The 19,189-nt window shown below is 68.0% G+C and carries 22 protein-coding genes; 16 read left to right on the plus strand and 6 right to left on the minus strand.

What is annotated here, in order from left to right:
• Window positions 1–2 precede the first annotated feature (2 nt).
• Complete coding sequence (locus tag ACFULV_RS29125; RefSeq protein ID WP_378662200.1) at window positions 3–986, minus strand: BMP family protein; 984 nt, start codon at window positions 984–986, stop codon at window positions 3–5.
• Window positions 987–1,093: 107 nt separating this feature from the next.
• Here ACFULV_RS29125 and ACFULV_RS29130 point away from each other — a divergent pair, with 107 nt between their 5' ends.
• Window positions 1,094–1,867 carry a GntR family transcriptional regulator gene (locus ACFULV_RS29130; RefSeq protein ID WP_378662202.1) on the plus strand — a complete coding sequence of 258 codons (774 nt, stop codon included), beginning with the start codon at window positions 1,094–1,096 and terminating at the stop codon, window positions 1,865–1,867.
• 17 nt (window positions 1,868–1,884) lie between these two features.
• On the opposite strand, the gene ACFULV_RS29135 is transcribed toward ACFULV_RS29130, so the two are convergent.
• The gene (locus ACFULV_RS29135; protein WP_378662204.1) at window positions 1,885–2,715 is read right to left on the minus strand and encodes a TetR/AcrR family transcriptional regulator; all 831 of its coding nucleotides are present in this window, start codon (window positions 2,713–2,715) and stop codon (window positions 1,885–1,887) included.
• Between the two features lie 74 nt (window positions 2,716–2,789).
• On the opposite strand from ACFULV_RS29135, the gene ACFULV_RS29140 reads away from it, so the two are divergent.
• Window positions 2,790–4,034 carry an MFS transporter gene (locus tag ACFULV_RS29140; RefSeq protein WP_378662207.1) on the plus strand — a complete coding sequence of 415 codons (1,245 nt, stop codon included), beginning with the start codon at window positions 2,790–2,792 and terminating at the stop codon, window positions 4,032–4,034.
• A 30-nt stretch (window positions 4,035–4,064) separates the two neighbouring features.
• Here the strand turns inward: ACFULV_RS29140 and ACFULV_RS29145 are convergent, their stop codons facing one another.
• Window positions 4,065–5,210, minus strand: a complete 1,146-nt coding sequence (locus ACFULV_RS29145) for an LLM class flavin-dependent oxidoreductase (protein WP_378662210.1) — start codon at window positions 5,208–5,210, stop codon at window positions 4,065–4,067.
• 88 nt (window positions 5,211–5,298) lie between these two features.
• Complete coding sequence (locus ACFULV_RS29150; protein ID WP_378662213.1) at window positions 5,299–6,171, minus strand: LysR family transcriptional regulator; 873 nt, start codon at window positions 6,169–6,171, stop codon at window positions 5,299–5,301.
• A 71-nt stretch (window positions 6,172–6,242) separates the two neighbouring features.
• Here ACFULV_RS29150 and dapA point away from each other — a divergent pair, with 71 nt between their 5' ends.
• Together dapA and ACFULV_RS29160 are read left to right on the plus strand one after the other, a co-directional pair.
• Window positions 6,243–7,133 carry a 4-hydroxy-tetrahydrodipicolinate synthase gene (gene dapA, locus ACFULV_RS29155; RefSeq protein WP_378662216.1) on the plus strand — a complete coding sequence of 297 codons (891 nt, stop codon included), beginning with the start codon at window positions 6,243–6,245 and terminating at the stop codon, window positions 7,131–7,133.
• 66 nt (window positions 7,134–7,199) lie between these two features.
• Window positions 7,200–8,732, plus strand: coding sequence for a DHA2 family efflux MFS transporter permease subunit (locus ACFULV_RS29160; protein ID WP_378662218.1), 1,533 nt, complete (start codon window positions 7,200–7,202; stop codon window positions 8,730–8,732).
• Window positions 8,733–8,793: 61 nt separating this feature from the next.
• Here the strand turns inward: ACFULV_RS29160 and ACFULV_RS29165 are convergent, their stop codons facing one another.
• Entirely contained in the window at window positions 8,794–9,225 is a 432-nt protein-coding gene (locus ACFULV_RS29165; RefSeq protein ID WP_378662221.1) for an SRPBCC family protein, read from the minus strand.
• A gap of 295 nt (window positions 9,226–9,520) precedes the next feature.
• Between ACFULV_RS29165 and ACFULV_RS29170 the strand changes: the two genes are divergently transcribed.
• The 5 genes from ACFULV_RS29170 to ACFULV_RS29190 are packed head-to-tail and all read left to right on the plus strand — an operon-like array spanning window position 9,521 to window position 13,417.
• A complete protein-coding gene (locus tag ACFULV_RS29170) occupies window positions 9,521–10,900 on the plus strand; it encodes a sensor histidine kinase (protein WP_378662224.1) in 1,380 nt (459 codons plus the stop codon).
• Window positions 10,878–11,291 (plus strand): roadblock/LC7 domain-containing protein, encoded by a 414-nt coding sequence (locus ACFULV_RS29175; RefSeq protein ID WP_378631030.1) that lies wholly within the window; start codon window positions 10,878–10,880, stop codon window positions 11,289–11,291. Before ACFULV_RS29170 ends, ACFULV_RS29175 begins: the two co-directional genes overlap by 23 nt.
• Complete coding sequence (locus tag ACFULV_RS29180; protein WP_056817094.1) at window positions 11,288–11,638, plus strand: DUF742 domain-containing protein; 351 nt, start codon at window positions 11,288–11,290, stop codon at window positions 11,636–11,638. The genes ACFULV_RS29175 and ACFULV_RS29180 overlap by 4 nt, the downstream gene beginning before the upstream one ends.
• Complete coding sequence (locus ACFULV_RS29185) at window positions 11,613–12,215, plus strand: ATP/GTP-binding protein (protein WP_378631032.1); 603 nt, start codon at window positions 11,613–11,615, stop codon at window positions 12,213–12,215. The genes ACFULV_RS29180 and ACFULV_RS29185 overlap by 26 nt, the downstream gene beginning before the upstream one ends.
• A complete protein-coding gene (locus ACFULV_RS29190) occupies window positions 12,212–13,417 on the plus strand; it encodes a cytochrome P450 (protein ID WP_378662227.1) in 1,206 nt (401 codons plus the stop codon). The genes ACFULV_RS29185 and ACFULV_RS29190 overlap by 4 nt, the downstream gene beginning before the upstream one ends.
• 45 nt (window positions 13,418–13,462) lie before the next feature.
• Here ACFULV_RS29190 and ACFULV_RS29195 read toward each other — a convergent pair whose 3' ends face one another.
• Complete coding sequence (locus tag ACFULV_RS29195) at window positions 13,463–13,858, minus strand: nuclear transport factor 2 family protein (protein WP_378662246.1); 396 nt, start codon at window positions 13,856–13,858, stop codon at window positions 13,463–13,465.
• A 127-nt stretch (window positions 13,859–13,985) separates the two neighbouring features.
• Between ACFULV_RS29195 and ACFULV_RS29200 the strand changes: the two genes are divergently transcribed.
• The 7 genes from ACFULV_RS29200 (at window position 13,986) to ACFULV_RS29230 (ending at window position 19,142) form a co-directional block, all read left to right on the plus strand.
• Complete coding sequence (locus ACFULV_RS29200) at window positions 13,986–14,597, plus strand: TetR/AcrR family transcriptional regulator (RefSeq protein WP_378662230.1); 612 nt, start codon at window positions 13,986–13,988, stop codon at window positions 14,595–14,597.
• A gap of 30 nt (window positions 14,598–14,627) precedes the next feature.
• Window positions 14,628–15,506 carry a siderophore-interacting protein gene (locus ACFULV_RS29205; RefSeq protein ID WP_378662233.1) on the plus strand — a complete coding sequence of 293 codons (879 nt, stop codon included), beginning with the start codon at window positions 14,628–14,630 and terminating at the stop codon, window positions 15,504–15,506.
• A 97-nt stretch (window positions 15,507–15,603) separates the two neighbouring features.
• The gene (locus ACFULV_RS29210) at window positions 15,604–16,062 is read left to right on the plus strand and encodes a MarR family winged helix-turn-helix transcriptional regulator (protein ID WP_378631040.1); all 459 of its coding nucleotides are present in this window, start codon (window positions 15,604–15,606) and stop codon (window positions 16,060–16,062) included.
• A complete protein-coding gene (locus tag ACFULV_RS29215) occupies window positions 16,062–16,439 on the plus strand; it encodes a DUF5313 family protein (RefSeq protein WP_378631042.1) in 378 nt (125 codons plus the stop codon). The genes ACFULV_RS29210 and ACFULV_RS29215 overlap by 1 nt, the downstream gene beginning before the upstream one ends.
• A gap of 126 nt (window positions 16,440–16,565) precedes the next feature.
• A complete protein-coding gene (locus tag ACFULV_RS29220) occupies window positions 16,566–17,363 on the plus strand; it encodes an N-acetylmuramoyl-L-alanine amidase (protein ID WP_378662235.1) in 798 nt (265 codons plus the stop codon).
• Between the two features lie 420 nt (window positions 17,364–17,783).
• Window positions 17,784–18,620 (plus strand): carbohydrate-binding protein, encoded by an 837-nt coding sequence (locus ACFULV_RS29225; RefSeq protein ID WP_378662238.1) that lies wholly within the window; start codon window positions 17,784–17,786, stop codon window positions 18,618–18,620.
• A 129-nt stretch (window positions 18,621–18,749) separates the two neighbouring features.
• Complete coding sequence (locus tag ACFULV_RS29230) at window positions 18,750–19,142, plus strand: hypothetical protein (RefSeq protein WP_378631050.1); 393 nt, start codon at window positions 18,750–18,752, stop codon at window positions 19,140–19,142.
• Window positions 19,143–19,189: the final 47 nt, after the last annotated feature.

Raw genomic sequence — 19,189 nt, forward strand, 5'->3', positions numbered from 1 at the left:
GATCAGTACGGCTTGACCGCGCCGGTGGACAGGGCCGTTTTCGCCTTCGCGAGTGCGTCGGCGACCCCGGAGTCCTTGCTGCACAACACGAAATCTGTGCCGTCGTTGGGCGAGGTCAGCCCGAAGCGCACGTTCTCGGCCTTCCACGAGTTGTCCAGAACGGCCTTCACCGCGAACTCGACCTCGGCGCCGATATCGGTGTGTACGTAGCCCAGATACGCCGGGTTGGTGCAGTCGCCGGGGATCGGGCCGCCGACCATCGTGGCGTTGGACTGGGTGGCGGCCTGCTCCATGCCCGCCTTGCCCAGGTTCACGATCTGGCCGAGCGTGCCGGCGCCGGCGCCGTAGTCGGCCAGTGCGGCCTGCTTGGCCTTGGCGGGATCGTTGAAGTCGCCGACGTACTGCGGGGTGAGCACCTTCGCGTCCGGCTTGGCGAACCGGGCGCCGTTGCCGAAGGCGTTGGCGGCGTTGACGATCGCGGGCAGTTCGACGCCGCCGACGAAGGCCACCGTGCCCGACTTCGACCCCGCCGCCGATACCGCGCCGCTGAGGAATTCGGCCTCGGCCTGCTGCGGGTCGTAGTTGGCGAGTGGCTTGGCGTCGGCCGGTCCGCCGATCTCGACGAACTTCACGTTCGGGAACTGCGGCGCCACCTTGCGCACGTCGGCGTCGGTCTGGCCGCCGAGGGAGATCACCAGGTCGTTGGTCGAGGCGAAGCGGACCAGGGCCTGCTGGTAGTCGCTGGCGGCGACCTGTTCGACCTTGCTGAGTTCCACCTTGTCACCCAGTGCGTCGGCGATGCGCTGGTAGCCGAGATAGCCCGACTGCATGAAGCCGGTGTCCGACAGCGAGCCGGGGAAGAACACGCCGACCTTCAGCTTGCCGCCCGACGCGGTGGTGTCGGCGGAACCGCAGGCCGACAGGAGGGCAGCGGCGGCGAGAGCGGCCGAGCCGAAGGCGATCGCGCGCCGAGTGGACTTGTGCACGGGGTACTCCTTGATCGAACGAACCGCTCACTTAGCGGTATACCGTTAAGTGTCAGCCTGGGGCCCGGAGATGACGGGCGGATTACCGAAAAGTAAGAAACGGTCGCATGCCGCGAGCGGACTACCGTGGTGGCGTGCAGGAGCAGAAGGATGGTGCGGTGGCAGACGAACCGGCGAAGAAGTCGCTGCGGGATCAGGCCTACGAGGAGTTACGTGACCGGATCATCGATCTGCGCTTGAGCCCTGGTCAGCGGCTCGTGGAACGCGACCTCGCCACCGAGTTGGCCATCTCGCGGATCCCGCTGCGCGAGGCGCTGCAGATGCTCGAACGAGAAGGTCTGGTCGTCATCGTGCCGCGACAGGGCGCGATCGTCGCCCCGTTCACGGTGACCGACGTGCGTGACCTCTTCGACGTTCGCGAAAGCCTCGAAGTCCTCGCGGCGCGCTTGGCCGCCGAACGCGCCGAGCCGGCCGACCTCACCGCCCTGCGCGCGCAGCTCACCGCGGCCCGCCAGGCCACCGCCCGTGGCGACCAAGCCGCGATCGCCGCCGCGAACGCGGGCTTTCACGCCGTGATCGTCGAAGTGTCCGGCAACCCGCTGTTGCAGTCGTTGTTGCGCCCCTTGGAATCCCGAGTCCGCTGGTTGTTCCACCTGACCAAGGAACGCGACCCCGGCACCCAATGCGACGAACACGAAGCCCTCTACGCCGCCATCGCCGCGCACGACTGCGACGCGGCCGCCGAAATCGCCTACCGCCACGTCGCTTCCGGCCGTGAGCCCAGCCTGGCCCTGTCTGCCCAATGGTCCATGCCCGACATCGACCCCGTCTCGGCCACCCGCACCCGCCAGCGCGGCTCCCACCGCGAGAAGACCGCGTAGATCGCGGCGTTTCGGGTCTAGTCGGTCAGTAGCTTCAGGACGAGTGGGCGGGACATGGTTCCGGCGACTCGGCGGGCGAGCTGATTCGCCCCGGCCCCGGCGGCGTGGGCGGTGCGCAGGGCGGTTGCGAGTTCCGCGCGGGCGACATCGGCGGCGGCCTGGGCTTCGCGAAGGCGGCGGGCGGCGTCGTCCACCGGGGTGGTCAATGCATTGACCGGTCCGGGGAGGGTGGCGTCCGGCTGTGGCGCGACGGGTTCTGGCGTGGCCGCGAGGTTGCGCAGTGCGGACCGGGCGAATTCCTTCACGAACTCGCGGGTGGCGTCGGTGTCGGAGGCGGCGTCGCCGAGTAACAGGCGGGTGGTCTGGGGGACGGCGTGGGTCCAGTTGGCGAGACCGCACAGGGCCAGCAGGAGGCGGCCCGCCTGCTTCTCGTCGACGCCGAATTGTTCTTGGGCACGGTCGAATTTCTGCCCGTAGTGGTCAGCGCGCCAACCGTCGACATCGTGCGCGTCGGCGCCGCGGTGCAAACCCTCCCAGAGCAGCAGGCGCAGCAGCTGCGGATGGTCGCGGTGGTAGTCGAAGAGCTTGCCGACGTAGTCGCCGGGCTCGGTCTCGGCGAGTGGCTGGACGACCTCCATGAATTCGCGCATGGTGTCGACGATGATGACGTCGAACAGCCTGTCCTTGCTGCCGAACAGGCCGTAGATGCGTTCCTTGTTGACACCGGCGGTCTCGGCGATGCGATCGACGCGGGCTCCGGCCAAACCGTACTGCGCGAATTCGGCTCGCGCCGCACGCAAGAGGGCCTGTCTGGTCGCGTCGCTGCGTTTGATGGTGCTCGCCGTCATGGGGCCGACTTTACCAGGGCTTTAAACCAACTATTTGGTTGACTCCGCCTCTGCGCGAGCCTACTGTCGTCGACATGGCATCACCGACAGTCCAGCGTCCGGTCGGAAGTCCGGCCCCTGCCCGCGTTCGCGACACGTCGCCCCGTACGCACACCGGGCGCACCCTCCCCGTTTTCGTGCTGTCGGCCCTGCTGGCCACCGGCCAGATGTACACACCAATTCCCCTGTTCGAAGCGATGAAAGCAGAGTGGAGTGTGGGTTCGGGGGCGATGACGTGGGTCATCAGCGCCTTCGCCTTCGGCTACGCGGGCGGCTTCGTGCTGTTCGGCCCGCTGTCGGATCGATACGGCCATCGCCGGGTCCTGGTCACCGGCATGCTCGTAGCCGCGGTGGTCACTCTGTTGACCGGTCTGGCGTTCAGCGCGCCCGTGGCCGTCGCGCTCCGGATCGTGCAGGGCCTCGTCGTCGGCTCCATTCCGCCCGCGATCATGGCCTACGTCGGCACACGCATCGCGCCGGGGCACCGGGCCGTGGTCACCATGTCGGTGGCCACCTCCTTCCTGGCCGCCACCGTCATCGCCCAGATCGTCTCGCAGGCCGTGGTCGCATCGTTCCCGTGGCGCACCGTATTCCTCGGATCCGCAGTCGTTTTCGCGGCCTTGGCCTTCGCGCTGCGGGCAGTCATGCTCGATGACGCCCCCACCGGCCGTGACCTCCCGCTGCGCCACAGCTACGCCGCCATTCCCGCGGTGCTGCGCATCAAGCCGCTGCTCCCGATGCTCGTGGCGGGCGCCCTGAGCATGGCCGTCATGGTCGGCATCTACACCGGGATCGAGCTCACCGGCCTGGTCACCGGTTCCGGCGAACTGCTGACCCTGCGGGCGGGCGCCCTGCCGGTGATGATGGCGCTGCCACTGCTCGCCATTCCGCTGGCGCGCCTGTCGAAGCCCACCCAGATGGTGCTCGGCGTGCTGATCGCGGCCACCGCGATGGTCGCCGCGACCTTCGAAGGCTCGCACCTGGCGGTCCTCACTGTGCTGCTGGCGGTCCTGGTCGGTGGCCTCGGCGTCATCGCCCCCGCGGTCTTGCAGAGCGCGGGCGAACTCGGCGGCGCTGCCCGCGCGGCAGCCTCTTCGGTCGCCATGTTCAGCTTCTACGTCGGCGCGACCCTGGGACCGATCGTCGCGGCAGCGACTGCGCCACACGGCTTTTCGACCCTGGCGTGGACCCTGGCGCTGCTCCTGGTCCTTGCCCTCTGCCTGACTCTGCTCGGCGCTCGCCTGCAGCGCTCGGCGCGTCTGGCGGCCGCTACCGAATGAACGTCGCCTGGCTCAGGGAACGCCGCGGTGTCACAACCGGCGGATTCCGCGTGCGACCTCGGCAAACGATGACCCGGTCCGGAGTCCTGTCCGCAGTTTCGGATGACACGCGCCGAGGTCGACCATCACGGCGTAGGTCAACCCGTGGTCGCGCCGTTCGGCGATCTGGTCGAGCACCTGCGCCGGTGTGCCGACCTGGAAGACCTCTCTGATCAACGACAGCGGTGCGCGTCGACCGTATTCCAGCGCGGTGGCCTCGTCGATGGTCTGTGGGAGGATGTCCTGGGCGCCGGAGAACGTGGGACCCAACGGATGCTCGACACCATGGCGCGCCCAGGCCTGCGCGGACGCGGCGAGCATGTAGGCGCGGATCACCGCCGAGTCGAGGATCTCGTCGACAATCGTCTGCGACTTCGCGGTGATGATCCACTGCCATCCGGCGGCTTGGACCGCAGACGGGTCGCGCCCGGCATTCGAGGCCGCGGTCCTGATCGTGTCGAGCTTGTCGCGGTATTCGGCCGGGCTACTCGGAAAGGCGGGCAGCCACGCGTCGGCGAATCGACCGGCCACCCTGAGCATGCGCGGTCCGTGCGCTCCCATCCAGAGCTCCGGTCGGGTACCGCGGTGCGGCGGCAGCGCGAAGACCGCGTCGCGCAAAGGGAAGAATTCGGAATCCCGGGAGATCGGCTCACCGTGGGACTCCCACAGTGCCCGAATCGTCGCGACAGCCTCCTCGAAGCGCGCCACCGGGCGCTGCCAATCGACACCGTAGGGCTCGTTGTTCTCGCGTTCTCCCGGACCGATCCCGAGAATCGCTCGCCCGCCGCTGAGCAGATGCAAGGTCGCGGCGGCCTGTGCGGTCACCGCCGGATGCCTGCGACCGGCGTCGGTGACTCCCACCCCGAGCCGAAGCCGACTCCACCGATTCCGCGCCGCCGCGCGCCCGAGCAGGGTCCACGGTTCGTAGTACGCGTCCGCGGCGGGCACGACCCGCGCGCCGCCCGCATGGCTCGGCTTCCACACCGACGAGGGAAACAATCCGATCAGATGGTCGACGACCCACAGGGAGTCGGCACCGGTCGTCGCGGCGACGAACTTCGCCACGCGGTGGGTGAAATCCGGCGCATAGCGGGAATGAAGACCCGGATCGACTATTCCGGTCCTGACTCGTGCCATGGGCTGCTCCCACTACTCGATGTCATTACTGCGGTCTCCATGTCGACCGGCTCGATTATCCCACCGATCAGCGGTAAGCCGGATGTTCCTAGCCCGCGGCGTGCAGGGCGAGCCGGGCGGCGCGGATCGCCGGGTGCAGGCCGGTGCCGTTGCGGTATACGAGCTGGGTGTGGCGGCGGATCGGCAGGGGAGTGAGGGTGATTTGTTCCGGAGGTGCGTAGAGGGCGAGGGCAGGGACGATGGCGGTGCCCGCGCCTGCGGCGACGAGGGTCAGGACAGTGTCGAAGTCGTCGGCGTGGTGACGGATATGGGGAGTGAATCCTGTTGCCTGGCAAGCTCGGATCGTCAGGGTATGGCACAGGGTGCCGGGGGTACCCGCGATCCAGGGGGATCGACGGTGAGCTGCCAGCGAGTCCTCGGTGGGTACGGGGGCCCGCGTGGCCAGGTAGACGGTTTCGGTGTGGAGGGGTTCGCTGTGCAAAGAGGGGTCCGCGTCGGCGGGGACCAGGTCGTAGTCGTGGGTGAGCGCGATATCCAAGGTGCCCGCCCGCAGGGCGTTCGGGATGTCGGCGGGGTCGATTTCGGTGACGGTGAGTTCCAGGCGAGGGTGATCGGTGCTCAGGGTGACGAGGGCGGGGGACAGCAGGGTGCGCGCCGCGGTCGGGAAGGTACCGATGCGGAGGATTCCTGCCAGTTCGTCCCTGGTAGAGGACAATTCGGACTCGGCGTGCTCGAGGGCGGCCAGGATCGTCTCGGTGTGACCGACGAGGAGCTGGGCGGCGGGGGTGAGGGCGACGCGGCGGCCCGAGCGTTCGAGCAGCGCGACGCCCGCTTCGCGCTCGAGGGCGGTGAGCTGTTGGGAGACCGCCGAGGGCGTATAGCTGAGCGCCTCGGCGACCGCGGCGATGGTGCCGCGATGGGCGAGTTCGCGGAGCAGGCGAAGTTTGCGGACATCGAGCATCAGTTCAGCTTACGGTCGTCATCATGAATGTGAACTGGACCTGATGGTGGACCTGGCTCGACGATAGAGTCATGACATCGCTACACGGCCTCTTCGTCCCTCTGATCACACCGTTCACCGCCGACGGGGCCGTCGAGCCCGCGGCACTGGAACGACACGCGCACGCTGTCCTCGACGCGGGTGCGACCGGACTCGTCGCGCTCGGCACCACGGCCGAGCCGTCCGCGCTCACCGCCGCCGAGCGCGCGCGAGTCCTGGATATCTGCGCGGGCGTCTGCGGCGACCGCGGCGCACCGCTGATCGCCTGCGCGGGAGGCAACGCCACCGCGGAATCGGTGCGCGCGATCGCCGAACTCGCGCGACCGGTCGCGGCCGTGCTGGCGGTGGTGCCGTACTACGTGCGACCGAGCGAAGAAGGGGTGATCGCGCACTTCACGCAGTTGGCGGCCATCAGTCCGGCTCCGCTGCTCGTCTATGACGTGCCGCACCGCACGGGCCGCCCATTGAGTGGCAGCACGCTGATTCGTCTCGCGAACACGCCGAACATCGCCGGCTTCAAGCACGCCGTGGGCGGAATCGACGCGGCCAGTGTCGAATTGATGGCCGCGCACACCCCGGCGACAGTGCTCAGCGGCGACGACCGGTTTGCCTCCGCGCTGCTGGCCCTCGGAGCGCACGGTGCGATCCTGGCCGCGGCCAATATCGCGCCCCGCGAATACGCCGATCTCATCGAGGCATGGCACGCCGGCGACATCATCAGGGCCCGCGCCATCGGCGACCGTCTCGACGCGCTCGGTGCGGCCCTGTTCGCCGAGCCCAACCCGACGGTCATCAAGGCGGTGCTCGCCGAGCGTGGCCAGATCTCCAGCGCGGCCGTTCGACTGCCGATGCTGCCCGCATCGAGCGTGGCGACGAGGGCGGCGCTCGTGGCGAGCGAGGCGGCGACGATCACGCGGGTGTGACATCGACCAGATCACGAACAGAAAATTTCACTGGTCATCGGCAGCGAAAGGTGCTTGGGTTAACCGGTGACGAAACCTCCGGATATCGGCGCGGCCGCGCCCGATCGCACTCCTGACAAGCTGGATGCCGCCGTCTTGAAGGTGGCGGGCGTCGTCGTCCTCGGCGCGGTGATGTCGATTCTCGACATCACCGTGGTCACCGTGGCGATCCCGACGTTCATGCAGGACTTCAACGCCTCCGTCGAGGTCGTCGCCTGGACCATGACCGGTTACACCCTGGCGCTGGCCTCGGTCATCCCGATGACCGGCTGGGCCGCCGATCGCTTCGGCACCAAACGCCTCTATATGGCGGCGCTGACCTTCTTCATCATCGGGTCGGTGCTGTGTTCGATGGCGTGGAGTATCGAGTCGCTGGTGGCCTTCCGCGTCGTCCAGGGCATCGGCGGCGGCATGCTCATGCCGCTGGGTATGACGATCATGACCCACGCCGCGGGCCCGCAGCGGATCGGGCGCGTGATGGCGGTACTCGGCGTGCCCATGCTGCTCGGCCCGATCTGTGGCCCCATCCTCGGTGGCTGGCTCATCGACTCCTTCAGCTGGCACTGGATCTTCCTGATCAACCTGCCGCTGGGCATCGTCGCGCTGATCCTGGCCTGGATCGTGTTCGCTCCCGACAAGCCCAAGCCCTCGGAATCGTTCGACTTCCTCGGCATGCTGCTGGCCTCGCCGGGTCTTGCGCTGTTCCTCTTCGGTGTCTCCTCCATTCCGGAGAAGGGCACCGTGATGGCCGCGCGTGTGCTGATTCCGGCGATCATCGGCGCGGCGCTGCTGGTGGCGTTCGTGTTCCACGCGCTGCGCACCGAGCATCCGCTGATCGACCTGCGGCTGTTCTCCAACCCGTCGCTGCGCTACTCCGTGCTCACCATGTCGCTGTTCGCGACGGCGTTCTTCGGCGCAGGCTTCCTGCTGCCGAACTACCTGCAGCAGGTGCGCGGGGAGACGGCGTTCGACTCCGGTCTGCTCATGGCCCCACAGGGTATCGGCGCCATGCTGACGATGCCGATCGCGGGATTCCTGGTCGACAAGATCGGCCCCGGCAAGATCGTCATGTTCGGCATCACTTTCATCACCCTGGGCCTGGCCGGGTTCACCCAGCTGGGCGCCGACACCTCCTACCTGCTGATCGGTGGCGCGCTGTTCGTGATGGGTCTCGGCATGGGCTGCACCATGATGCCGGTGATGACCGCCGCGATCCAGACGCTCTCGCACGCACAGGTCGCGCGCGGTTCGACATTGATGAACATCATCAACCAGACCGCGGCGTCGATCGGCACCGCGACGATGTCGGTAGTGCTGGCCGCCCAGCTCAACGATCACCCGGAGGCGAAGGTCGCGATCGGCGCCAACGCCCGGCCCGATCTCGCCGCGCAGGTTCCCCCGTCGGTCATCGAGCAGGGCCTCGACCTGGCGGCGACAGCGTTCAGCAACACGTACTGGGTCACCGTGGTACTCGCGCTGCTGACCCTGATCCCGGCGTTCTTCCTGCCGCGAACCAAGCCGAAGGCGCCGATCGACGCCGAAGTTGTGGCGCTGGCCTGATCGTCATACGCAGAAAGCCCGGACGGAACACCCTGTTCCGTCCGGGCTTTCGCGTCGGGGTTCAGCCGTAGAGCTTGACGAACATCTCCAGGGAGCGCTCGATATCGCCGCGCAGGGCTTTCGCGACGGCGGACCCGATCGGCCCGAACAGCGGCGCACCGCCCAGATCGATGTCGACGCTCACCTTCGACCCGCTGCCGCTCGGCTCGACGAGCATGCCGAGGCCGAACTTGGTGCCACCGATACCCGTGCCGGTGAGGGCGAGCTTGCGCGGCGGTTCGGCGGTGCGCACGGTCCAGGTGACCTTGTTGCGGAAGCCCTTCACCCGGGCGATGCCGACGAGAACAGTGCCCGGCGTCAGCTCCTCGGGCAGTGTTCCGCGCCATGCCTCGTGAATGGTCAGCCAATCGCCGAGGTGCGGAAGGTCGGACGCGTGCGCCCAGGCCTGGTCCGGCGGGACGGGGACATCGACGGAAAGCTTCAGTTTCGCCACGCCGGGATAATATCCGGTACCCGGGGTTCCGCGAGCATCGGCTCGAGGCATAGCGAACCAGAATAGATCAACTGTCCAGTAGCGTGTCGTGTTTCGAGCGGGAAACATGATGTCGGACAGCAAGATCCGTGTCGCGATTGTTACGTGTGCTGCTAATGTGTGCGGGTCGCTGGAATCGGGGCGTGTGAATCGGGTATCCGAAATCACCCCGCGGTGGACAGCGAATGCCTCGGCGGGCCGGCCGGCGAGGGCCACCGGCGACAGCGCCGTGTGGTCGAGGACGACGAAAGATCTGATGAACTCAGGAATTGCGGTGCTGTTGCTCGTCATCGGTGCGCCGCTGTTACTGCTCGCGGTCGCGGTCAGTGTCATGGCCATGCGGAACGAGCGCCGACAGCGGCAGCGCGCCGACGCCGCCATCCGGGAACGCCTCGCCTGCGAGAACGCCTTGATGCAGCTGGCGCAGGGCACCCTGCCCGCGATCACCGCCGCGGTGCGCCGCCACGAGATCCCTTCGGTCGCGGTGGAACTGCCGGTGGAACTGGGTGATTCGCAGTTCGGCCAGGCGCTGCAGTGGATCGCCACGGGTCATGCCGAAGACCTGCGCGTGGTCGCCGAGGAAACCAGGGTGATGGTCGAGCGCTACGGCGAGCAACGTCGCCTCGGTGAGATCCAGGCCGCGCAGGAACAGACCCGCGGTGAGCTCTCGGCATCCTCGCGGGCGGCCACCAGCGCAGCGGTGCGCTCCTTCGGCACCTCGGTGGTGAGCCTGGGCACCGACCTCGGCCAAGTCGTCAGTGCCGCACTGCGTGAACATCGCGACGACGCCATCTACGAAACGCTCACCCGGATCGACCACACCGTGCAGCAGATGATCCGGCAGGCGCAGTCCTACGTGATCGTCTCCGGCGGCCTGCCCGGTCGCCGGTGGCCACAGCAGTCGCTCACCGATGTGGCGGGCGGGGCCACCGGGCGGGTCAGGGAATACCTGCGGGTACGGGCGGCGCAATCGGACCGGATCGTGATCAGTCGCGCGGTCGAACCGCTCGTACACACCATGGCGACCCTGCTCGACAACGCGCTGCGTTACTCACCGCCGTCGTCGTTCGTCGAGATCGGTTTCCAGGAGGGCCATCACGGCGTCACCGTGATCATCGACGACGCGGGCATGCGGATGAGCCCCGAGCAGCTCGAGGACGCGCGACTGGTGCTCAGCGGCGAACGCGCGGTCGACATCCACGATCTCGGTCCCGCGCCGAAGGTCGGCTTCCCCGGCATCGCGGCACTGGCCCGGCGCTACGGATTCTCCGTGCACGTCGACGGGCCCAACATCTTCGGTGGCATGCGGGCCATGGTGTATGTACCGTCGGCGCTGCTGGTGAGCGGCGACGCCCCTCGACTGCCCGAGCCCGAACTCGCCGCGCCCGCACACATTCCCGTGCCGGTCGCCGAGATCGAATCGCCCGGCGCCGACGTTCACGAGATCACCAGCGGCGGGCTGCCCAAGCGCCGCCGCAGACCGGTTGCCCCGGATTCGGCGGGGGTAACGACCGAGTCGGGGCACGCGCGCCCCGACCTCGCCGCTGCCTGGCGCAGCGGATCCCGCAGCGGTCGTGCCGCTGCGGCCGAGCGAACCACGGAAGGAACAGCCGATGAGCACACCGGTAGCCGATAGCACCAACCGATTGGCGTGGCTGCTCGAGGATCTCGAGATCCCCGGCGTCCGCTTCGCGGTCCTGCTGTCCGAGGACGGGCTGCGCATCGCCCACTCCCGTGGCGTGAGCAAAGACGACGCCGAGCGGTTCGCCGCGGCGGCCTCCGGCCTGCGCTCGCTCGGCAAGGCGCTCGGTGAGTTCTGCGGCGGCCCGTCGAACGCGGTGCGCCAGAACATGACCGAGTACGACGAGGGCATGATCATGATCACCGCCGCCGGTGCGGGCGCGCTGCTCGGCGTCGCCACCACCGCCGATGTCGATGTCGCGCTGGTGGCGCATCGGATGAACGAACTGGCCTCGCGCGTGGGTCACGAGATCGGCAGCGCGCCCCGCCTAGGCGGGAGGAATTGAGCCGCGGCAGGCGCGATCCCGACCTGGTGCGGTCCTATGTGCGCACCGGCGGGCGGGTGCGTGCCGCTCATGATCTGGACCTGGTGACCCTGGTCCGTGCCGTCGAGGACGCGCGGCCCGATCACCGCCCCGACGAACGTCGCCTGCTGGCTCTCACCAGCCGCCGCGGCGCGTTGTCGATCGCCGAGCTGTCGGCCTATCTCGACCTGCCCGCCTCCGTCGTGAAGATCATCGTCTCCGATCTGCTCGACAGTGGTCATCTGCACTGCCCCACCCCGGCACAGGTGAAGCCGGAACTCGCACTGATCAAGGAGGTGCTGCATGGCCTCCGCGCCATCGCGGGATGAGGTCGACTACGTCGCGGAAACCGTGACACGGTCGGTGAAGATCCTGGTCGCAGGCAATTTCGGTGTCGGCAAGACCACCTTCGTGTGCGGGGTGTCCGAGATCAGGCCACTGCGCACGGAAGAGACGATCACCGAGGCCAGTATCGGTGTCGACGACATGGCGGGCCTGGGCAGCAAGGTGTCGACCACGGTCGCACTGGATTTCGGCCGCATCACCCTGAATCCCCAACTGGCGCTGTACCTGTTCGGTACGCCGGGCCAGGAACGGTTCGCCCCGCTGTGGGAGGAACTGGCTCGGGGCGCTCTCGGCGCGCTGGTTCTCGTCGACACCCGCCGTATCGAGAAGGCCGACGACGTGCTCTCGGCGCTGGAACAGCGCGGCGTGCCGTACGCGGTGGCGGTGAACGAGTTCGAAGGATTCCGGCGCTACCCGCTCGAGGAGGTGCGCGAGGCGCTCGACCTCGCGCCCGGGACCCCGGTGATCGCGCTCGACGCACGTCGCCGTGATCAGGGCCTGCGCGCACTGATCACGTTGGCGGAATACCTCTTTCGCAGACAGGAATCAACAACGTCATGACGGTCGATATCGCCGCCGACGAACGGGTGGCGATGTGGGCACCCGAATTCGCCGCCGACCCACAGGCGGCCTACCAGCGGATGCGGCGCCGGTTCGGCTCGGTGGTGCCGGTGGAGTTGTCGCCGGGCATCCGGGCCACGCTGGTGATCGGCTATCACACCGCCGTGCGCATCCTCAACGATCCGGAGCACTTCCCGGCCGACCCCCGGATGTGGCAGCGCGACATCCCGCTGGACTGCCCGGTGCTGCCGATGCTGCAGTTCCGCCCGGCCGCGCTGCGCACCACCGGCGCCGAGCACACCCGATACCGGCAGGCCAATGTCGCCGGGATCGCCGGGGTGGATCTGTACGCGATGCACAGCACCGTCGAACAGTTCGCCATCCCGCTGATCAACAGCTTCTGCGCGACCGGGACCGCGGACTTGTTGAGCCAGTACGCGTTTCCGCTGGTGTTCCAGGCACTGAACTCGATGCTCGGGTGCACGCCCGAGATCGGGCAGCAGGTCGCCACCGGGATGGCGCAGATCTTCGAAGGCGACGACGCCGAGGCGGGCAACAACCTGCTCGCCTCCGCACTGGCCGATCTGGTGGGGTTGCGCCAGCGCGAACCCGGTGACGACGTCGCCACCCGCCTGCTCCAGCACCCGGCGGCGCTGACCGACGAGGAAATGGTGCACCAGCTGCTGGTGCTCTACGGCGCGGGCATCGAGCCGATGCTGAACCTGGTGGTCAACACCTTGCGGCTGATGCTCACCGACGACCGGTTCGCCGGAAATGTGCTCGGCGGCAGCCTGTCCACGCGCGACGCGCTCGACGAAGTGCTGTTCACCGACCCGCCGCTGGCCAACTTCTGCATGACCTACCCGCGTCAGCCGATCCTGGTCGACGACACCTGGCTGCCCGCACACGAACCGGTCGTCATCAGCATGTCGGCCTGCAACAACGATCCGGCCATCGCCGGGCGCGATGTCGTCGACAACCGGGCGCACCTGGCCTGGAGCGCGGGGCCGCACGGGTGTCCGGCCAAGCCGGTGGCGTACCTGATCGTGCAGGACGCGATCGACCAATTGCTCGACGCGCTCCCGGAATTGACCTTGGCGGTGCCTGTCGAGGACCTGGTGTGGCGGCCCGGCCCGTTCCATCGGTCGCTCGCGGCGTTGCCCGTGAGTTTCCCGAAGACACCGCCGCTGCCGATGCCCTGAGATCGGACCGCACGCAGCGCCGGCCGCCACACCGCTCCGCGAGATTCAGGCGATCTCGGCGGGCGCGGTCAGTGCGGCCTGCATGGCCACGCCGTCGACGTAGGTGTGCTTCGCCTTGACCGCGCCGTCCTCGACGGTCACCATGTCCGCGATGTCCACATCGACGGCGCTACCGGTGACCGAGGTGCCGGACAGCTTCCATCGCACCACCCAGAAGTCGTCGCCGACGCGCAGGTCGACCTGGGTGAAGGTCAGATCGGGGACGAGGGCGAAGGTTTCCGCCGCGGCGGTGCGGATCTCGGCCCGCCCGTGCGCGGGTGCGCCCCCGGAGTGGAGGTGGAAGACCGAATCGGGTGTGTGGAGCGCGGCGATCCGATCGGGGTCGCGCTCGGCCCAGCAGGCGTGATAGCGCTCGAACAGATCCTTGGTGGCATCGGACATGGTCCCCAAGCCCTTCCAATATACAAACAGTATGACTGTATGTTCCCGAACCTGGTGTGGCCGGTCAAGAGGCAAAGGGCCTCGGATCTGCCGCGACCGCCGTCCTGCCCTAGACTTCGACGTCGCCATGAATCCTGATCGCCGGACCCAAGCCGAACGCTCGGCCTCGACACGTGCCGCGGTGATCCGTGCCGGACGAGAGCTGTTCGGGCAGTTCGGGTATGGCGCGGTGAGCACGATCGCGGTGGCCGAGGCGGCTGGGGTCAGTCGCGGCGCGCTCTATCACCAGTTCGGTGAGAAGCGGGATCTGTTCGAGGCGGTGTTCGAGGATCTCGAGCGCAGCCTGGTCGAGGTGATCGCCACCGCCGTGGCCGAGGCACGCGCCGAGGATCCGATCGCGAGCCTGATCGTGGGCTGCCTGGCGTGGTTGCAGGCCTCGACCGCGACCGAGGTGCGCCGGATCGCGCTGCTCGACGCGCCCGCGGTGCTCGGGTGGGCCCGGTGGCGCGAGATCGAGCTGCGCCACACCATCGGTCTGGTGGAGAACGCGATGGCCGGTGCCATGGCCGCCGGCCGGATCAGGAAGCAGCCGGTGCGGCCGCTGGCGCTGGTGGTGGTCGGTGCGCTGGACGAGGCGGCGCAGTACCTGGCGCATTCGGCGGACGCGGGGGATATCGTCGCTGTCCGCGCGGTGATCGAGCAGCTCATTGCCGGCCTCGCCGTCGACCAGGGCAGGTAGTTCGCAGACACAGTAGGTTAGGCTTGCCTAATGACGACTGGGACTGTGAATCGACCGGCCATGGTCTACGCGCCGCTGACGGTTCGGCGCGCGGTACGGCTGACGCCGCGGATGGTGCGGGTCACCCTCGGCTGCCAGGACCCGGCCGCCCTCCTCGACGCCGGGCCCGACCAGTACACGAAACTCTTCTTCCCGCTCCCGGGCAGGCCGCGTCCCGTCGTGCCACCGCCACTGGACGACTCGGGCAGCGTGATGAGCTGGTACCAGCGCTATCTCGCGATGCCCGACGAGATCCGCCCGCCGATGCGGACCTACACGGTCCGCGCGCAGCGGCCCGAACTCGGCGAGCTCGACATCGACTTCGCCCTGCACGCCGAGCACGCGGGTCCCGCCTCGGACTGGGCCTCGATCGCGGCGCCGGGCGACGAGATCGGCCTGCTCTGTCCGCCGCACGCGCTCTACACCCCGCCCGCCGACCCCGAGTGGCAGCTGCTCGTCGGTGACGAGACCGCGGTTCCGGCGATCGGCGCGATCATCGAACGCCTCGACGTGGGTGCGCCGGTGCGGGCGTTCATCGAGGTCGACGGCCCGGCCGACGAACAGGGCTTCGAGAGCCGCGGCGATGTGCGGATCGAGTGGGTGCATCGCGGCGATCGCCCGCACGGGAACGCGGTGGTCGACGCGGTCCGCGCCGCCGAGCTCCCCACGGGCGTGCCCTACGCGTGGATCTCCGGTGAGGCCGAGTTGGTGAGACTCACCCGGCGCAATCTGGTCCGTGACCGTGGTGTCGACAGGCGCGCGATCACCTTCACCGGCTACTGGCGTCAGGGCCGTACCGAGGAGGACAACGGCCGCGAGAAGGTGCGCCGCGCCGCCGCCGGTGAGCCGCTGGTCGTCGACGAGGACTGACATACGTCGTCCCACCGCCCATCTGTGACGCCACTAATAGTTATTGCACTAACTATTAGTGGCGTAATAGTGTGTGGGCTAAGAAAGGTGGTGGACGATGCAGGAGCTCGACGACCCGTTGCGGCTCGACCGGCAGGTGTGCTTCGCCCTGGCGGTGGCCAATCGATCGGTGCTGGCGGTCTACCGGCCGCTGCTCGAACCGCTCGGCCTGACACATCCGCAGTATCTGGTGATGCTGGCCCTCTGGGGTGAGGCGCCGATGTCGGTGAAGGCCGTGGCCGAGGCGATCCAGCTCGACTCCGCGACATTGTCACCGCTGCTCAAGCGGCTCGAATCCGCCGGTCTCATCACCCGCCGCCGCGATCCGCACGACGAGCGCACGCTGCACATCGACCTCACCGAGGCGGGCCGTGACCTGCGTGAACAGGCCGAGCAGATCCCGCCCGCCGTCGTGGCACGCCTCGGCGTGAGCCTGGCGGACCTGGAAGAACTGCGCGACGTCCTCGGCCGGGTGAACGCGGCCGCGCGACGCGCATCCGATGTGAGGGAGCAGTAATGAGCAACTCGACCCCGAATCTCTGGCAGCGCGTTCGCTACATCACCGGCGGCACCCTGCCGCCCTCGATGTCGGACTGGGTGCTCGCCGACCTCACCGGCCCCGGCGCGACCCGCCGATACTTGATGCGCTTCCTGCTGCCGGTGCTGCCGGTGCTGTGCCTGTTCTTGCTGGTGCCGGGCCCGCTGTGGATAGGGCTGTCGATGATGGCGCTGCTGTACCTGCCGCTGGTCTACTTCACCGTGGCGTTGGTCTACGTGTACCGACGGCACCGCCTGGTCAGCCATGGCTTCGATCCCGAGTTGGCGAACGAGGCCGAACGCCGCCGGACCGAAGCCGAGCGCGTTGCCTACGAGAGTCGCCACCACCGCGGCTGAGCTGCGCCGCACCGCCGTCTACCCGGATTCGGATGTCGTCGATCGGGACCGGCGGCGTGGACGTGCCAATGCGGCGTTCGGCGCGGGCGAGGCCGGGTCCTCGGCACGGTGTGGCACGGTGTCGGGGTGCGTTCCCGTCTGTTCCCGCCCGTCTGCCTGCTCGCGGCGACAGCGCTGTTCGCCGGCTGCGCGTCCACCACCACGGATGCGCACCCGGCGACGCCGACCGCGACGGCCGTTTCCTCGGAGAGTGCCGTGCCGCCGACTTCACCCGCCGTGAATCACACGGTCGTCCTCGACCCCGGTCACAACGGTGGCAATGCCACCCATCTCGCGCAGATCAACGCGCCGGTGCCCGATGGGCGCGGTGGAACGAAGGCCTGCAACACCACCGGGACCTCGGCCGCCAGTGGGTATACCGAGCACGAGTTCACCTGGGACGTCACCCTGCGAGTGCGCGACCTGCTCGCCGCCCACGGGGTTCGGGTGATCCTCACGCGCGCCGACGACACCGGCGTCGGACCGTGTGTCGACGAGCGCGCCTCGATCGCGAACGAGTCGGGCGCCGACGCGGTGGTCTCGATCCATGCCGACGGCAACACCGGCGCGGACGCGCACGGATTTCACATCGCCTACGCCGAACCCGCGCTGAATCCGGTGCAGGCCGAGGCGGGGACGCGACTGGCGAGGGCGCTGCGTGATGCGATGATCGCCGGTGGCGCGGTGCCCTCGACCTATGTGGGGTCGGCGGGACTGGATCCACGGGCGGATCTGGCCGGGCTCAACCTGGCCGAGCGACCGAGCGCGCTGGTCGAATGCGGGAACATGCGCTCGGCGACCGACGCCGCGCTCATCGAGACCCCGGAGGGCCGGGCCCGCTACGCCGAACTCGTCACCGCCGGAATCCTCGCGTTCCTCGGCTGATTCGAGCGCCCGCCCGCCTATTTCGGAGGAGTCGCGCAAAGTTCGCCAGGCTCCCTGCTGTGGGTGCCCGCCCTCGAACAGTAAGACGGCTTGTTGCCGACATGGCTACCTATCTACAACCGATGGCAAATCTGTACACCCCGCACAGCTGCGAGATTAACCATCCGTTTGCTTCGGGTGGATACCGGTTGGTTCCAAACGTGGATGTTCGCTGTATTCGCACAGCTGGGAAATGATCGGCGAATACCGGTCGGTAGCAGTATTTTTCGCTACCGGGACGGTTGACGGATGATCTTCGTCACCCTAATCTTCGGAATCACAGTTCGATATCGAAGTGTTCAGTGTCATCGCTCGAAATGTTTCCCGGACGGCAAGCCGGCCCCTGCCGTCCTCCGCGTGCGTTTCCAAGGAGTATTGATAGTGAGAAGTCGAATCGTGTTCTTCGCCGGAGCAATGGCATTGGCGCCCATCGTCACCGCGTTGGTGCCCGCCGGGAGTGCCACCGCGCACGGTTGGATCACCGGACCCGCGAGCAGACAGGAGCAATGCGCCCGTGGCCTCGTGCCCTGCGGCGCGGTGAAATACGAACCGCAGAGTGTGGAAGGACCGAAGGGGCTCACCACCTGTAGTGCGAACAAATATCCTGAGCTCGATGACGACAGCCTCGGCTGGGTACCGCAGAAAGTCTCCGGCAGTGCGAGGTTCACATGGAAGAATACCGCGAATCACCGCACGCTGAATTGGGAATACTTCATCGGCGACACCAGAATTGCTGTGTTCGACGGTCGGAACGAACAGCCGGCCATGGAGGTGACCCATACCGTCGATGTGTCGAATTATTCCGGCCGTCAGAAATTGCGCGCGGTCTGGAATATCGGTGATACCGCAGCGGCCTTCTACAGTTGCGTCGATCTCGAGGTGAGCGGCGGGGGCGGCACACCGCCGACTACGACCACCCCGAAACCCACCACTTCCCAGCCGGCCACCAGCACCCCGGCCCCGACGACCACACCGCCCGCGACGACCACGAAACCCCCGGCCACGACCACGAAACCGCCGGTGACGACCACCCCCGGGCACGAGCACCCCACAACCACGGCCGCCCCAGGCGGATCGTCCTGGCGTCAGGGCGCCACCTACGCCATCGGCGACAAGGTCACCTATCAGGGCACTACCTATAGCTGCAGGCAGGCGCACACCGTGCACGACCCGAATTGGACGCCACCGAACACTCCCGCGCTCTGGTCGCGGTTGTAGTCGGGCGCGACGAGGTCGGCGAAACGGTTCGTGTGTTCTCCCACCATCGGTCCCGCGATGGGGTGAGGATGGGGACCGACTCGCCGGCCTCGCGTTCGGTCGGCCCCGCAGCACAAGGACGTGAGAAATATGAGTGACAGGAAATTCGCCATCACCGTTGCTGCCCTCGGGACGGCGATGCTGGCCGCGACCCTCGGCGCACCCACCGCCTCGGCCGGAGTTTCGCAATTGACGGTGAAACCCAACCTCAGCGTCGGCTCGGCAACCGACTATGGCACCGGATGCACCCATCAATTGCTGGCCAGGCTCAGTGTCGGCATCATTCCTGTCGCCTTCTACGACAACGGCGCGCTGCTGGCCGTGGTCGCTCCGACCGACGGCGTCGCCATGTTCAACTGGGTGCCGTCCTACACCGGCGCCCACACGATGACCGCCGTCCAGGACGGCATCGCCAGCAGCGCGAATGTGACGGTCGGCCGGGGCTTCCGCTTCGGGGAATCCTGCGTGGTCACCGGCGGCTGACCCCACGACAACACTGTGGCCCGGTTCGTACGAACCGGGCCACAGTC

The sequence above is a fragment of the Nocardia sp. NPDC057272 genome (genome assembly GCF_042668615.1).
GTDB lineage: Bacteria > Actinomycetota > Actinomycetes > Mycobacteriales > Mycobacteriaceae > Nocardia.